This window comes from Marinomonas polaris DSM 16579, assembly GCF_900129155.1.
Classification (GTDB): Bacteria; Pseudomonadota; Gammaproteobacteria; order Pseudomonadales; family Marinomonadaceae; genus Marinomonas; species Marinomonas polaris.
Window position 1 is genome coordinate 1 of record NZ_FQVF01000006.1, and the last position, 15,534, is coordinate 15,534.

Genomic DNA, 15,534 nt, shown 5'->3' on the forward strand with positions numbered 1-15,534 from the left:
TGTCCCATTCGTCTAGAGGCCTAGGACACCGCCCTTTCACGGCGGTAACAGGGGTTCGAACCCCCTATGGGACGCCACTTTTACCTTTTTTAAAGGTAAAGTATTGCTAAGTAGTATATAGCAATGTAATGCGGGAATAGCTCAGTGGTAGAGCACAACCTTGCCAAGGTTGGGGTCGCGAGTTCGAGCCTCGTTTCCCGCTCCACTTTCTTAAAAGAGAAAGTTTTTTGTATGTCCCATTCGTCTAGAGGCCTAGGACACCGCCCTTTCACGGCGGTAACAGGGGTTCGAACCCCCTATGGGACGCCATCCTTTTTTGCGCTATCATAGCTAACCTTCATTTTGAGTTTTTAGCCATGACTTGGTTCGTCAATTACAGATTAGACAAATCGGTTTCCGTTGTTGATCGTGGCTTGGCTTACGGTGATGGTGTGTTTGAAACTATTCGTGTTTTTCCTCAGAGTTTCTTAAAAATCAACGATCATCTTTCTCGCCTTTATCGTGGGCTTTCTAAGCTTGCTATGCCTTTTTCTTTAGAGCAAAAAACTTCTCTGTATAATTTTTTGTATTCCGATGTCTTGCCATTGATCCATGAAGAATCTGTTGTAAAAATTATGATCAGTCGAGGAGAGGGCGGAAGAGGCTATTTAGCACCTGAGAACTGTATTCATTCCATCATTATCGGTATCCTACCTGCACCTGATTACCAAGTTCATCGAGAAAAAGGTGTTTCACTTTCCATTTCGCCAGTTCCTGTCAGTTCCAATCGCTTTCTTGCTGGAATGAAGCATTTAAACAGGCTTGAAAATGTGATTGCTAAGCAATATTTATCGTCACCTGATTTTGAAGCAATTATGATGAATGGCAATCGAGAGCTGGTTGAGTGTATTCAGAGTAATCTTTTTTGGTGTAAGCAAGGTGTGCTTTATACCCCTTCACTTGAGCAATCAGGTGTGCAAGGTACCTATAGAAAAGCCATTATTGAACGTCAATATGATTATACAATCCAAATTGGTCGATTTCTGCTTTGCGATTTGATGGCTGCGGATGAAGTGTTTATTACCAATAGTCTCATGGGTATAGTGCCTGTCATTGGTGTTACAGGAGTATCTTTTCCAATTGGAATTCATACTCGGAAATTACAAATTCTAATGCAAGCTAAGGATATGCATGGCGTTTATTAAGTGGTTTTACCGCGTTGTTTTTTTATCTGTTACTTTGTCGGCTATATTGGCAGGCTATCTTTATCATACTATTACTGCTCCTGTGGAAATAACGTCGAAAGAAGAATTTGAAGTTAAAGCGGGAGATACGGCTTATAGTTTAGGTAATGAGCTAAGTGAAAAAGGGTTGATTGCTAATCCATACTTAACTCGTGTGGTTGCTAAATTGCATTCAGAGTGGGTGCCTAAGGTTGGCAAGTATGCAATCAAACCTGAGATGAATTTATTGGATATAATGGCACTGTTTGATTCAGGGCAATCTATTTTTTACTCTATTACTTTGCTGGAAGGCAAGACAACTCGGGATTTTCTACTGGCAATGCAAGCTCGTGGAAATATCACTATGACCTTGCTAGATGCATCGAATGAAGAAATAGTGAAGAAAGTGGGGCTCGACGTTTCACATCCTGAAGGCCAATTTTTTGCCAATACTTATCGCTATCATGAAGGCGATACTGACGTTAGTATATTAAAGCATGCTCATGAATTGATGACTCAAACGTTGAACGATTTGTGGGAGAAAAAAACAGAGAACTTACCCTATAAATCACCTTATGAAGCGTTAATTATGGCGTCTATTATCGAGAAAGAAACCGGCGTACCTTATGAACGACCATTAATTTCTCAAGTGTTTATTAGTCGTTTAGAAAAAGGCATGCGACTACAAACTGATCCTACCGTTATTTATGGTCTTGGTGATCTATTCAAGGGCAATTTGACGCGCAAAGGTCTCCAAGACTCATCTCCATATAATACTTACAGAATTTATGGGTTACCGCCAACACCAATAGCTAATGTTGGTCGCGAGGCTATTGAAGCTGCATTAAACCCAGAACAAACAAAGGCCTTGTATTTTGTTGCCAAGGGAGATGGTACGCATGCTTTTTCAAATACTCTGCAAGAGCATAACCAAGCGGTAAGAAAGTATCAGTTTAAACGACGAGAAGACTATCGTTCGACTCCAGTGATTGCGAAATAGAGGAAGGTTGTATGAGAGGTAAATTTATTTCGCTTGAGGGTGGAGAAGGTAGTGGCAAAACAACGGCGATTCATTTTATTCGCCAGTGGTTAGATGACCATAAAATTCCTTACATAATGACTCGTGAGCCGGGCGGTACACCACTTGCTGAAGAGATCCGCCAGCTTGTTTTGACTCCACGAGACGAATCGGTGAACGATGTCACTGAGTTATTGCTTGTTTTTGCCGCGAGAGCGCAACATTTAGCGGAAAAAATCCAACCCGCTTTAGATAAAGGTACTTGGGTGATCAGTGATCGTTTTTTAGACTCAAGCTACGTTTACCAGGGTAAAGCTCGCGGTGGCGATATCGCTATGCTTGATCAATTGGCAAATTGGGTGGTTGGCGATAATAAGCCCGATGCAACTCTAGTATTAGATGTTCCTGTTGAATTAGGGCAAGAGCGTGTGGTTCAGCGTCAGCATCAAGACCGCTTAGATAAAGAATCATTTGCGTTCCATCAAAAAGTTCGTGATGGCTTTCTTGAGCGTGCTGAAGCGGATCCTAAAAGAGTAAAAATCGTCGATGCAAGCCAGTCTTTAGAATCAGTTAAAAGTCAGATTGAAGAGCAACTGGCAAAGCTAAACGAAGCTTGGGCTGGTGACTGTTAGATGACGAATATTGCTGATTGGTTGATTCCATGTTTGCGTCAAGTTCAGGTGCTGAAACAAACTAATAGTCTTTCTCATGCTTTATTGATTACTGGTGCTGATGGCGTTGGGCAAGAAGAACTTGCCCATGAAATGGTAAAAGATTTAATGTGCGAAAAAAATCAGGCTGCAGCTTGTGGTACTTGTCATTCATGTCAGCTGATGAGCGCTGATACGCATCCTGATTTTCGCGTTTTAGATGGCGAAGCCTCTACGATTAAAGTTGACCAAGTCCGTCTATTAGTGCGTCAAATTAGCCAAAAGCCCCAAGTGGGACAAAATAAAGTCGTATTAATTACCCACGCCCAAGCGATGAATATTAATGCGGCCAACGCAGTGTTAAAAGCACTTGAAGAACCTGCCGATAGAACCTTTTTTGTTCTCACTAGTTCACAATCAAGCAGCCTTATGCCAACGATTAGAAGTCGTTGTTTATTGGTTAATGTGCCTACTCCAAGTATGAATGAAGTGAAATCCTGGCTGATGCAACAACCAGATGGCAAAGCTTTGGGGGCGTTATTTTGGTTAACTACTCAGCCATTTCGGTTACTGGCGATTCAGCAGCAAGGTAAAACTCAGTTATATGCGGGTTTGCCAGATCAATTGACGAGCATGCTGCGAGGAACAGTGTCAGTTAGTGCTGTATTAAAAGGTCTGGACAGTAATAATATTGAAGATTACTGCAACGGCTTAGCGGCAATTCTCCATCAATGCATTTGTCACTCGACTGGTGCGCCTATTGATGAAGCACTGCAAACGATTTACGACACGCTTATTGCTCGTTTAGGCATTCAAACTCTAATGTTGCGTTATCAATCTCTACAAAAATTGAAGTCAGACCTTCAAAAGACAAATTTAAACCCCATTATGCAACTCACACACGAATTGAATCAGTGGTAAACCAACTATGTTAATTGATACCCATTGCCATCTTGATATGCTCGATCTGGCTCCACATAACAATGATATAAATTCAGTCATTGATGCCGCGTATCGAAAGGGCGTTAGGCAGTTGCTCACTATCTCCGTCGACCTTAATAAAATGGATACCGTGTTAGGATTTACTAAGCGCAACGGCGTCTATGCTAGTTGTGGTGTTCATCCTTTGCAAAGTGAAGGTCTTGTTACTGATGAAAGCCTACTACGTCAGTATGCCGCTGACCCAAAAGTTATCGCAATAGGCGAAACTGGTTTAGATTATTTTTATGAAGCATCAGCAGAGGCTCATGAAGCTCAGAAGGAGAGTTTTATCCATCACCTTCAAGCAGCTGGTAGTCTGGGCCTACCCGTGATTGTTCATACTCGAAATGCCAAAGAAGATACTTTGTCCTTGATTAAGCAATATGGCAATCGGGATAGTGCTGGTGTGCTGCACTGTTTTACTGAAGATTACGAGATGGCAAAAGCCGCATTAGATGAAAACTACTTAATTTCTATTTCTGGGATTGTGACCTTTAAAACGGCACAAGACCTGAAAGAAACCGTGCGCAAGTTGCCTTTAGAATCTTTAATTGTTGAAACGGATTCACCTTATTTAGCTCCAGTACCATATCGAGGCAAAAAAAATGAGCCTCAATATGTTTCTGAAGTTGCTCAATATGTGGCAGATTTGAAAGGTATTCGTTACGAGGCCTTACTAGAAGCGACCGCGGCTAATTTTCATCGAGTTTTTGCGAAAGCAAATCCGCAGCATCAACTTCAGCTCTAGATTGTTTCCCAAGGTTCAGTGCAATTGAGTAACAAAAAGTTGGACAGCTGGTGTTTTTTGCTAATAAAACAATGATATTTCCGCTTCCATATAGTCGAAGTGAAATCACAGTGTTAGTCTCAACATATTGTATTTATTTAAAATATTTGAAAGAAGAGCCTTCTTCTTTCGCAAGCCTATTTTCTGAATGGCTTGTTAGACATAAGGAAATCCATTGATGTCCAACATGGTTACTTCTCTACCGTATCAAGCTCTTTCAGCTAAAGTTCCTGCGGATCACCTGACTTTCAAAACATTAAACGATATTGAGCCACTTAGCGGTATTTTAGGTCAAGAGCGTGCTGTTGAAGCCATTCAATTCGGTGTGGCGATGCAACGTCCTGGCTACAATATTTTTGCTATGGGCGATTCTGGCACTGGTCGTTCTTCTTATGTATTAAGCTACTTAAAAAGTGAAGCAAAACGCCGTCCAGCGCCTAATGAATGGGCTTATATTAATAACTTTACCGAAAGTCATCGTCCAAAAGCACTGGAGTTTTCTCCGGGTCAAGCTTCAGAATTTGAAAAAGAAATTCGAGCATTAATTGATGGCCTAATGGTTACCTTTCCAGCGGCTTTTGAAAACCCTACGTATCAGCAACAGAAAAGTGTAATTGATCGTGCTTTTAACGATCAATATGAAGCCGCGATCAATAAAGTAGAGCGTGTCTCCGGCAAAATTGGCGTCGCCATGTTTCGTGACGCATCTTCTGTGAGCTTTGCGCCTATGAAGGATGGCAAAGCATTAGAAGAGAATGAGTTTGCCGCATTAACCGATGACGAGCGTGATGCATTTCAAGAAGGTGTTTCGACACTTGAAGGATTGCTTAATGAAGAGTTATTGGGTTTGCCGCAATGGAAGCGCGCAACTTATGAGCAAATTCGCCAGTTAAATTTAGACACTGTCAAAGAAGCGCTAGATCCATTAATGTCAGGTTTGTTTGAGAAATACAAAGACGATGCTGATATTACAGCGCATCTTAATGCGTTGAGAGACGATTTAGATAAAACCATAATAGATCAAATGGCTGACGATAAAGCTTCTGAGAACCGCGATGAAATAGGTCGTCGTCAATTTTATGAAGAACTGTATTTGCCGAATATCGCTATTACACACGAAACTAATGGTGGGCAGCCTGTAGTGTACGAGCCGCATCCAACCTACCGAAATTTATTTGGTCAGGTGGAGCACAGTAGCGATCAGGGTATGTTGGTGACAAGTTATCGTTTGATTCGTTCTGGTAGTTTGCATGCAGCAAATGGTGGTTACTTGATCTTAGATGCTGAAAAACTGCTAACAGACCATTATTTGTGGGAAGCACTTAAGCGCGCACTAAAAAGCAAAACTATCAAAATTGAGCATCCTTATGCTGATATGGGCTTGATGAATACCACGACGCTTTCACCGCAGGATTTGCCTTTACAGGTGAAAGTTGTATTGATCGGTGCGCGTGATATTTATTACTTGTTGCAAGATGCGGATCCAGATTTTCAAGAAATGTTCCGAGTTTTAGTCGATTTTGACGATACTCTTAAACGCTCTAAAGATTCAGAGTTGTCTTTTGCTCGCCTAATGAAGGATCGAGTAGATAAAGAAGAGTATGCCAACGTGACGCGTGATGGCGTTGCTGCTTTGATCGAATACAGCAGCCGTCTAGCAGAACATCAACGTGAAATGGCTGCAAAAATCGGTGATGTATTTGAATTATTAGGTGAGGCCGATTTTGTTCGTCAGATGGCGAAAGACAGCGAAATCACAGCGGACCATATTGCTCGTGCTTTAAAAGCGAAAAAACATCGCACAGGTCGAGTCAGTGAGAAAATCATTGAAGAGATCATTGAAGGTACAGTGTTACTAGAAAGTGATGGTTATGCGGTTGGTAAAATCAACGGTTTAACAGTCATGCAGATTGGTGATAGTAGCTTTGGTGCGCCTGCTCGTATTTCCACAACGGTTTATCCGGGTGGTAAAGGCATTATTGATATCGAACGAGAGTCAAACCTAGGTCAAAACATTCACTCTAAAGGTGTCTTGATCTTATCTGGTTATCTTGGTAATAAATATGCTCAGCGTTTTCCATTAGATATTTCCGCTTCTATCGCGATGGAGCAGAGCTACGGTTATATTGATGGTGACAGTGCTTCTACGGCAGAATTGTGTTGTTTGCTATCAGCGTTGATTCAAGTGCCTCTACGTCAGGATCTTGCCATTACTGGTTCGTTAAACCAGTACGGTGAGATTCAGGCCATTGGTGGCGTGAATGAAAAAATTGAAGGCTTCTTTAACGTCTGTAATGCCCGTGGTTTAACTGGTACACAAGGCGTTATTATTCCTAAGTCTAATGCCGTGAATTTGATGTTAAGCGATGAGATTGTTGAGGCTGTGCAAGCGGGAATGTTCCATGTTTATGCGATTTCTACAGCTGATGAAGCGTTGCATTTATTGACTGGTATTGAGCCCGGTGTTGCGGATGAAGAGGGTGAATACCCAGAAGGCACGGTATCTGCTCGAGTAATCGAACGACTAGAAGAAATATCTAAGCTTGGTGAAGAAGAGGAAGACGAAGAAGACGATTCTGAAGAAGAATCTGATGATTCGTCAAAAACAGATAAAGATAAAAAGTCTGATAAAGCGAAAAAACCAGAAAAAACTAAAAAATAAATGACAAGCTAGTGCTTGCCATTGGTTCTTTTGATGATTTCAGTTTTGCATTGAGAGTTCACTAAAGAAAAAACTGTGTAATAGAGGTCGTCTGCTTTGACATAAATATAGCTGGCGACCTCTTTTCTTTTACTTGGAAGATGTCTTTTTAAAACCAAAGCATTTTTAAACGTTTTTCCACTCATGTACTTTTGAGCGTCTTTATCTGCAGCAAGCTTTGCGTCAAAGTCGCTGCACTCCGCGAAAGTGAAACTGCTTATTGCCAAACTGAGCAGGACAAGCAATTTGTATCTAAACTTAAAAATATTGAACTCCATTACCATTCAAATGACTAATCTATCTGACAAGCTAGTAAAGTTTGTAAGATACACGTCAAACACACCTAGTGTCATTAGTGAATATATATTAACAAGGTTAAAGTAGTTATAACGATTACAATATAGTAGGTGTTTTTTTCAGCGAGCATGTTATTTTAAACACATTGTTTTACGCGATTAACAAAGCCTCGAGCTTAAGTATTTTGGGATTAAAAGGTGTATTTATGAAAAAAGGTCTTCTTACTGCCGCGATTATTTCTATTTCCTGTTCATCTACTGTATTTGCTGCTTCATGTGATGACACTAGGTTGCATGGTTACATGGAAAATATCAAAGATGAAATGCGCTCTATGTCGTCTGATGTTAAGTCAGGGGACAATGAATCTGCGGCAAAACGAGCAAATACACTGATTACTTATTTTGAAAAAGCTCGTAGTGAAACACCTTATAAATTCACTGCAGAAAACTTGCAAGGCAATGAATTAAAAGATCAAAAAGCAGAATTCACTAAAGTAGTTGATGACACTATCGTGGTTCTAAAAGATCTAGAAACTGCACTGAAGTCAGGAAACTCTTCAGAAGTGAAAAAATTACTTGGAGCAATGGGCAACCAAAGAAAAACTGGCCACAGTTCTTTTAAAGCAAATTGCTAGTTCTGCTGGATGACCTAGCATGAATTCACTGCTACAATGCGCGCGATAAAGAGAGGATATTATGGCTCGTGTTAAAAAATCGCGCAGTATGCGTGGCAAACTTGGAAAAACTGGTTCAAAAGAGATGATGAAAGAGCAAAACAAAGCTCGTAAATCTTCACCAACTCGCCGTTTTGTGACAAAGAAATCCAAGGAACGCAAAGAACAAGCGCACAAGAAACTTGAACGATTAGGATTGCTTCCAGAAAAAGAAGCTGGGGCTGCACCTGTGCGTCCTCGTCGTTTTGTTTTCGTGAAACCTGTTGATGAAAAAGCAGAGCAAGCGGAAGCTATGGAAAACGTTAACAACATCGATACGGATAGTGAAGATCTGTCATTAGACGAATTGTTGTCTGCCTTTACTGAGCAAAAATAAACGAGCAAAAGTAAAAGCAGAAAGACAAGCAAATAAATGTAAAATAAAAAAGGCTGCAGATGCAGCCTTTTTTTATGTTAAAAAAGCGCCATACAATAAAAATTTTGACTTAAATCATTTGTTAAATAAGGTGATAACTGTGAAAGCTTCTGTTCCGATGTCGAGTGTTCGCTATCTTTTAAAAGCGGTTGAGGGTCAAGGTTTGGACCGTCAGTCGGTGTTAGACAGTTTAGAATTAACACAAGATGAAATAGAGCAGAGCGACTCATTCCCCGCTTATCGTTACGGAATGCTTTACCAAAAAATCATGTGGCTCATGCAAGATGAGTCGTTTGGTATGCTAAGTGGTGGTAAGGTTCCAAACGGTACTTTCAGAATGATGTGCCTTTGTATCATACATGCACGAAGTCTTGCTCATGCCTTGTATCGTTGTAGTGATTTTTATGAGATTTGCCGAGGTCCAACGGTTAAACCGGTGTTGATTAAAAAAGGTCGATTCGCCATGGTGACCTTTGCACCTTTGGATTCTTCAGTAGAAAATATCAGCGAGCTAGTCGAACCAGAATCAAAAGAGCAGTTAAGAACAACCCTTTCCATGTGGCATCATTTCATTTGTTGGTTAATTGGGCGTCGATTAAACTTGAAAGCGGCTTACTTCACCAGTGAGCGTCCAGACGATGTAGAATATTACAAAACTCTTTTCCAATCTGAAGTTAGATTTAACCAACACGCTAACGCTTTAGTATTTCCTGCCACCTACCTTGATATGCCCATTGTTCAAACAGAAGATAGCTTGAGAGGCTTCTTAAAAACGGCGCCTTATCAGTTATTGGTAATGGTAGAAAACGACAACAGCTTAAAATCACAAGTCATGGCCATGCTAGGGAAGGATTTCTCACGAGAAATGCCGAGTGCCGATGAAGTAGCGAGTGCTCTTAATATGAGTGTATCGACACTACGCCGGCGTCTAAATGACGAAAAAACCTCCTACCAAAATATCAAGGATGAATGCCGTAAAGAAGCGGCAATTACCTATATGAACGCTCCTCAGTTAAGCATCAATGATATCGCCGCGTTAATGGGATTTGATGAACCGAGTGCTTTTTTCCGTTCTTTTAAAAAATGGACGGGGATGACGCCAGGCGAATATCGAAAAAGTGAGGAATACTTAAAGTTTGGTAAAGCAATGAAACGCCCATAAATTATACCTTTAATGCCTTTTATTTTATGCCGTGAATGTATTTGTCAGAAATATAGGCCTGAATTGTTATTGAGAGATTTACTATATTTTCCCATCCTATAGACATAAATCCGCTCGGATAACTAACCGGAGAATAAAAAATGAGCGAATACCTATATCCAATCAATGACATTCTATTCAGCTTACGTTCTGTTGCTAAAACAGAGCGCCTTACACCTTATTTAGAAGATAGCGTTGATAACGATCTGTTAGAAGCGATTCTTGGAGAGGCAGGTAAATTAGCCGAACAAGTTATCGCGCCTATCAACGCCAGTGGAGACAAAGAAGGCTCGCGGGTAGAAAATGGTGAGGTGATCGAAGCAAAAGGCTTTAAAGAAGCCTTCAAGGCGTATTCAGAAGGAGGTTGGATCGGTTTATCCGGCGACCCAGAATACGGTGGCCAAGGCCTTCCTTCTTATGTAGCAACTGCCGTTAACGAAGGTGTTCAAGCAGCCAACCTAGCTTTTTCTTTGTGCCCTTTGTTGAGTCTAGGAGCAATTGAGGCGATTAGCTTACATGCTAGCGCTGAGTTAAAAAATTTATACCTTCCTAAAATGTTGGCTGGCGAATGGGCCGGCACAATGAATCTTACTGAGCCTGCTGCCGGCTCAGATCTCGCTGCCATTGCCTGTAAAGCCACGGCAGATGGTGATGTATTTCGTATCAAAGGACAAAAGATATTCATCACTTGGGGTGATCATCAGATGAGTGACAACATCATTCATTTGGTATTAGCGCGTCTACCAAATGCTCCAGATGGTGTGAAAGGCATTTCTTTGTTTATCGTCCCAAAATTTATTTTAGATGATTTAGGTAAGCCTGCTCATCGAAATGATGTCCAAGTAGTTTCCGTTGAACATAAAATGGGCATTCATGCATCACCAACGTGTGTAATGAGCTTTGGCGATAAAGAAGGCGCTGTTGGCTACCTTGTTGGTCAAGAGAACGAAGGCATAAAAGCCATGTTCACTATGATGAACAATGCAAGACAAGGTGTTGGCTTACAAGGTTTGGCTATCTCAGAGCGAGCATATCAGCAAGCACTAGCCTATGCGAAAGAGCGTAAACAGGGAATGAATGCCGAGCGAACAGCTCGCGCTGCTATTATCGAGCACCCTGATGTACTTCGTATGCTGATGACAATGAAGTCACAAATAGATGCGATGCGTTCTCTTATCTATGTTGCTGCGGTTGAAAATGATATGTCTCATCTTGCTTCAGGGGACGATAAAAAACACGCTATTGCTCGTACTGCTCTGTATACACCTATCGTTAAAGGCTGGATAACTGAGCAAGCTCAAGAAATTACTTCCTTAGCGGTTCAAGTTCATGGAGGTATGGGCTTCATTGAAGAGACAGGCGTTGCTCAACATGCGCGTGATGCACGAATTCTACCGATTTATGAAGGTACGAATGGTATACAAGCAATTGATTTGATTGGCCGTAAATTGCATTCAGACAAAGGTGCCGCCATGATGTCGTTGCTAGCAGACATTGAAGCTGAAGTAGCCGAATGGCAAACATCCTCTGTTAGTGCTTATGCAGATAAAGTGAAGGCAGTACTAGATCAAGCTAAAATGGCAACCGAGACTTGTTTAACTGCTATGCAAAAGAATCCTGTTTTAGGTACAGGCTTAGCGTATTCTTATATGATGTTAATGGGCTATTTGGTTGGTGCTTGGTTACAAGTAAGAGCCTTACACGCTGCGCAGAATGATGAAAAGCTCGATGAATCACAAAAAAGCTCTTGGGAGCATTCGGTAGCATTTTATTGTGATCATGTTTTGCCGAGAGCTTTAGGGCATATTCATTCCATAATGTTTGGATCAACAACAGTTGACAATCTAAACAAAAATGTTTTCAATCGATGAAAAGCATTTCATGACTATAGAGAATGCCCTAAAAAAATAAAATGGGAGGCAACATGTCAGATAGAGAAGTAATGGAATTTGATGTTTTAATCGTCGGTGGTGGACCTGCTGGGTTATCTGCTGCTTGCCGTATTATGCAAAAAGCGCAGGCTGAAGAAAAAGAAATCAGCGTTTGCTTGGTTGAAAAAGGTTCTGAAATAGGCGCGCACATACTATCTGGTGCCGTTGTTGATCCAACCGCTTTAACCGAGCTGTTCCCAGAATGGCAAGAAATGGGCGCGCCATTAAATACCAAAGTAAACGTCGACGAACTGCATTGGTTAGGTTCGGAAACAACGTCTAAAAAGTTTAGCAATTGGATGGTACCGAAAACCCTCCACAACGATGGAAATTATATCATTAGCCTTGGCAACCTATGTCGCTGGCTTGCTGAACAAGCGGAATCTTTAGGTGTTGAAGTCTTCCCTGGTTTTTCTGCGGCACATATTGCTTACGATGATAAAGGCAATGTTGAAGGTGTTATTACGGGGGATATGGGGTTAGCTGAAGATGGCTCTGAAAAAGATGGCTTCATGCCCGGTATGTTGCTGAAGGCTAAATACACCATCTTTTCTGAAGGTTGCCGTGGGCATTTGGGGAAAGAGCTTCTTGCTCGTTTTGAATTGGATAAAGGCAAGGCGCCTCAGCATTACGGTCTTGGCATAAAAGAGTTGTGGGATGTTCCTGAATCTCAAAGTAAGCCAGGAACGGTTCTTCATACAGCTGGTTGGCCGTTAGGTAACGAAGCAGGCGGCGGCGGTTTTTTATATCATTTAGAAAACAATCAAGTGGTCGTTGGGCTGATTGTCGACCTGAACTATAAAAACCCATATTTGAGCCCTTATGAAGAATTCCAAAAATATAAGCACCATCCAATCATAGCTGAGCATTTAAAGGGTGCCAAACGCGTTTCTTATGGTGCTAGAGCCATTGCCAAAGGTGGTTGGGCGTCGTTGCCTAAAATGAGTTTCCCTGGTGGGTTAGTGATTGGCTGTGATGCCGGTACATTAAACCCAGCTAAGATCAAAGGCACTCATACGGCAATGAAGAGTGGCATGTTAGCGGCAGAAAGTATTTATGACGCGCTGCAAGCAGAAACGCCAGTAGCAGATTTAGTTCAATTTAATGACGCAATGCGTAATTCGTGGTTAGGGAAAGAATTACAACAAGCACGTAACTTTGTTCCAGTGATGCATAAACTTGGTACTTTCTGGGGTGGCGCTTATAACTGGTTAGATCAGAATATTTTCTCTGGCGGTTTGCCATTCACTTTCAATGATATGACACCAGACTATGCGTGCATGGAATTGGCTGAAAAACACGTAGCGCCAGACTATAAAAAGCCAGATGGATTATTGAGTTTTGACAAACTGTCTTCCGTATTTTTGTCGAATACTAACCATGAAGAGAATCAACCGTGCCACCTTAAATTAAAAGATGCGGCGATTCCGATTCAAAGTAATTTACCAAAATATAATGAGCCTGCTCAACGATATTGTCCGGCTGGCGTTTATGAAGTCGTTGAGTCCAATAATGAATCTATCTTTCAGATAAATTCACAAAACTGTATTCATTGTAAAACCTGTGATATCAAAGATCCTGCGCAGAATATCACATGGGTAACGCCAGAAGGTTCTGGTGGGCCAAACTACCCAAATATGTAGTAGTCCAAAGTGTTGGAACAAACGGATCACTTATATCTGCTCCGTTTGTTCTTATTCACTACTGGATTTCATATTTCGACTGATCAATAATAGTACCCTTCAAAAAGGGGAATCCTATGCGCTTGTGGGTTGATGCCGACGCCTGTCCAAATGTTATTAAAACCATTCTTTTTCGTGCTGCTGAACGCCTTGAGATCCCTTGTATTTTAGTGGCCAATCAAGCCATATCTATTCCACCATCAAAATGGATCGAACGCCGTGTGGTGAGTTCGGGCTTTGATGTTGCTGATAATTACATTGTCGATAATATCGACATTAAAGACTTGGTGATTACTGCGGATATTCCTTTGGCATCTGATGTGATCGAAAAAGGCGCCTTAGCAATTAACCCACGTGGAGAACTTTATACAAAAGAAAATATTAAACAGCGTCTGGGTATGCGAGACTTCATGGAACAGATGCGCTCTTCGGGTATTCAAACGGGAGGTCCTGCTGTATTCAACCAGCAAGATAGAATGGCTTTTGCAAACACATTAGATAAGTTATTAGCCCAAAGGATCAAATAAAGGCTTTTGTTGAGGAATCTGGAAAATATTTGGTGAATATTTGGTGAATATTTTCCAGATTATTCAATGTTTATAGGTGATTTTATATGAAAAAAATCGTTGTTGTTGGCGGTGGCGCCGGTGGTTTGGAACTAATTACCAAGCTAGGTCATAGTTTTGGAAAAAAACGGCAAGCAGAAATTGTGCTTATCGACAGAAGCCAGACTCACATATGGAAACCTCTGTTACATGAAGTTGCCACAGGGTCTCTGGATATTAATAATGATGGCGTGAATTACAGAGCTCACGCCGCTAAACACCATTATCAGTTTCAATTAGGCACTCTAATGGGAGTTGACCCAGAAGCACGGACTTTGACACTAGATTCTCTTTCTGATGATATGGGCCATATTGTTTTACCTGAGCGAACCATTTCTTATGACATTCTTGTCATGGCAGTAGGTAGTGTAAGTAATGATTTTGGCACTCCTGGCGTATTAGAGCATTGCTACTTCTTAGACTCTCATAAACAAGCTGAGCGCTTCCAGCAGGCTCTTTTGAATCAGTTCTTACGTGTTCATCAGGAAGGAACGGATGCTAAATTGAAGCTAGCCATTGTTGGTGGTGGTGCAACGGGCGTTGAATTGTCTGCCGAGCTGTTCCATGTTGCCGATATGCTAAAAGCTTATGGCATGCCAGAGATGTCTGGTAGACGAGTTAATATTCAACTTATCGAAGCCGGTCCGCGAATTTTAGCCGCTTTACCAGATCGAATTGCCTCCTTAGCAACAAAAGAACTACTTCGCTTAGGCGTAACTGTTAGTCAAAGCACTCGTGTTGTGCGTGCTTATGACCGAGGTTTTCAAACTGCAGATGAGAAAAATATTGAAGCAGATCTCATGATTTGGGCTGCGGGTGTAAAAGCACCAGACTTCGTAGCCAAGATTGAAGGCTTTGAAACCACGAGAAACAACCAAATATTGGTTAAAGGGACATTACAGACAACAGGGTTTGAGAACATTTATGTGATCGGTGACTGCTGTGCATGCAAACAAGCTGATGGTTCTTTTGTTCCGCCTAGAGCGCAATCTGCTCACCAAATGGCTTCGTTAGTGTTTGATAACATCAAAGCGTCTTTCTTGAGCGAACCATTAAAAGAATACACTTATAAAGATTATGGATCCTTAGTTAACCTGAGCCGTTATAGCACAGTGGGTAATCTAATGGGGAACCTGATGGGCGGCTCCATGTTTATAGAAGGACGTATTGCTCGTTTCGTTTATGTTTCCCTATACCGACTTCACCTCATTGCTATACATGGTTGGTTCAAAGCCACAGTGATCATGGCAGCGCAAAAAATTGGTAAGGTCGTCAAGCCAAAGCTTAAGCTACATTAATTCCTAGCCTACACAAGTTACTCAGAAAGCCGAGTCATTACGAACTCGGTTTTTTTTGCTTCAAATTTCTTATTCAGTCGTTATTGTAGTAAA

General features: G+C 41.4%; 14 protein-coding genes and 3 tRNA genes. 16 read left to right on the forward strand and 1 reads right to left on the reverse strand.

Annotated features, from left to right (window positions below):
• Position 1: 1 nt before the first annotated feature.
• The 9 genes from BUA59_RS06960 (at position 2) to BUA59_RS07000 (ending at position 7,300) form a co-directional block, all read left to right on the forward strand.
• Positions 2-77 (forward strand) — tRNA-Glu (locus tag BUA59_RS06960).
• 53 nt (positions 78-130) lie between these two features.
• Positions 131-205: transfer RNA gene (locus BUA59_RS06965), tRNA-Gly, on the forward strand.
• A 28-nt stretch (positions 206-233) separates the two neighbouring features.
• Positions 234-309, forward strand: a tRNA-Glu gene (locus BUA59_RS06970).
• Between the two features lie 47 nt (positions 310-356).
• Positions 357-1,184: an aminodeoxychorismate lyase gene (gene pabC, locus BUA59_RS06975; RefSeq protein ID WP_072839007.1), complete on the forward strand. Its 828-nt coding sequence runs from the start codon at positions 357-359 to the stop codon at positions 1,182-1,184.
• Positions 1,171-2,202: an endolytic transglycosylase MltG gene (gene mltG, locus BUA59_RS06980; RefSeq protein ID WP_072839008.1), complete on the forward strand. Its 1,032-nt coding sequence runs from the start codon at positions 1,171-1,173 to the stop codon at positions 2,200-2,202. The genes pabC and mltG overlap by 14 nt, the downstream gene beginning before the upstream one ends.
• Positions 2,203-2,213: 11 nt before the next feature.
• Positions 2,214-2,852, forward strand: coding sequence for a dTMP kinase (tmk, locus tag BUA59_RS06985; protein WP_072839009.1), 639 nt, complete (start codon positions 2,214-2,216; stop codon positions 2,850-2,852).
• Positions 2,853-3,791, forward strand: a complete 939-nt coding sequence (holB, locus tag BUA59_RS06990) for a DNA polymerase III subunit delta' (protein WP_072839010.1) — start codon at positions 2,853-2,855, stop codon at positions 3,789-3,791.
• A gap of 7 nt (positions 3,792-3,798) precedes the next feature.
• Complete coding sequence (locus tag BUA59_RS06995; protein WP_072839011.1) at positions 3,799-4,599, forward strand: TatD family hydrolase; 801 nt, start codon at positions 3,799-3,801, stop codon at positions 4,597-4,599.
• A 217-nt stretch (positions 4,600-4,816) separates the two neighbouring features.
• Entirely contained in the window at positions 4,817-7,300 is a 2,484-nt protein-coding gene (locus tag BUA59_RS07000; protein WP_072839012.1) for a Lon protease family protein, read from the forward strand.
• An 8-nt stretch (positions 7,301-7,308) separates the two neighbouring features.
• Here the strand turns inward: BUA59_RS07000 and BUA59_RS07005 are convergent, their stop codons facing one another.
• Positions 7,309-7,617 (reverse strand): hypothetical protein, encoded by a 309-nt coding sequence (locus BUA59_RS07005; protein WP_072839259.1) that lies wholly within the window; start codon positions 7,615-7,617, stop codon positions 7,309-7,311.
• A 224-nt stretch (positions 7,618-7,841) separates the two neighbouring features.
• Here BUA59_RS07005 and BUA59_RS07010 point away from each other — a divergent pair, with 224 nt between their 5' ends.
• From BUA59_RS07010 to BUA59_RS07040, 7 genes are all read left to right on the forward strand, one after another.
• Entirely contained in the window at positions 7,842-8,270 is a 429-nt protein-coding gene (locus BUA59_RS07010; protein ID WP_072839013.1) for a cytochrome b562, read from the forward strand.
• Between the two features lie 61 nt (positions 8,271-8,331).
• On the forward strand, positions 8,332-8,685 hold the full coding sequence (locus BUA59_RS07015; RefSeq protein WP_072839014.1) for a hypothetical protein: 354 nt from the start codon (positions 8,332-8,334) through the stop codon (positions 8,683-8,685).
• Positions 8,686-8,824: 139 nt separating this feature from the next.
• Entirely contained in the window at positions 8,825-9,886 is a 1,062-nt protein-coding gene (locus BUA59_RS07020; RefSeq protein ID WP_084122255.1) for an AraC family transcriptional regulator, read from the forward strand.
• 140 nt (positions 9,887-10,026) lie between these two features.
• Positions 10,027-11,796, forward strand: coding sequence for an acyl-CoA dehydrogenase family protein (locus BUA59_RS07025; protein ID WP_072839015.1), 1,770 nt, complete (start codon positions 10,027-10,029; stop codon positions 11,794-11,796).
• 53 nt (positions 11,797-11,849) lie between these two features.
• On the forward strand, positions 11,850-13,499 hold the full coding sequence (locus BUA59_RS07030; RefSeq protein ID WP_072839016.1) for an electron transfer flavoprotein-ubiquinone oxidoreductase: 1,650 nt from the start codon (positions 11,850-11,852) through the stop codon (positions 13,497-13,499).
• A 116-nt stretch (positions 13,500-13,615) separates the two neighbouring features.
• Positions 13,616-14,065 carry a YaiI/YqxD family protein gene (locus BUA59_RS07035; RefSeq protein ID WP_072839017.1) on the forward strand — a complete coding sequence of 150 codons (450 nt, stop codon included), beginning with the start codon at positions 13,616-13,618 and terminating at the stop codon, positions 14,063-14,065.
• Between the two features lie 86 nt (positions 14,066-14,151).
• On the forward strand, positions 14,152-15,441 hold the full coding sequence (locus BUA59_RS07040) for an NAD(P)/FAD-dependent oxidoreductase (protein WP_072839018.1): 1,290 nt from the start codon (positions 14,152-14,154) through the stop codon (positions 15,439-15,441).
• The last annotated feature ends 93 nt before the right edge of the window (positions 15,442-15,534 follow it).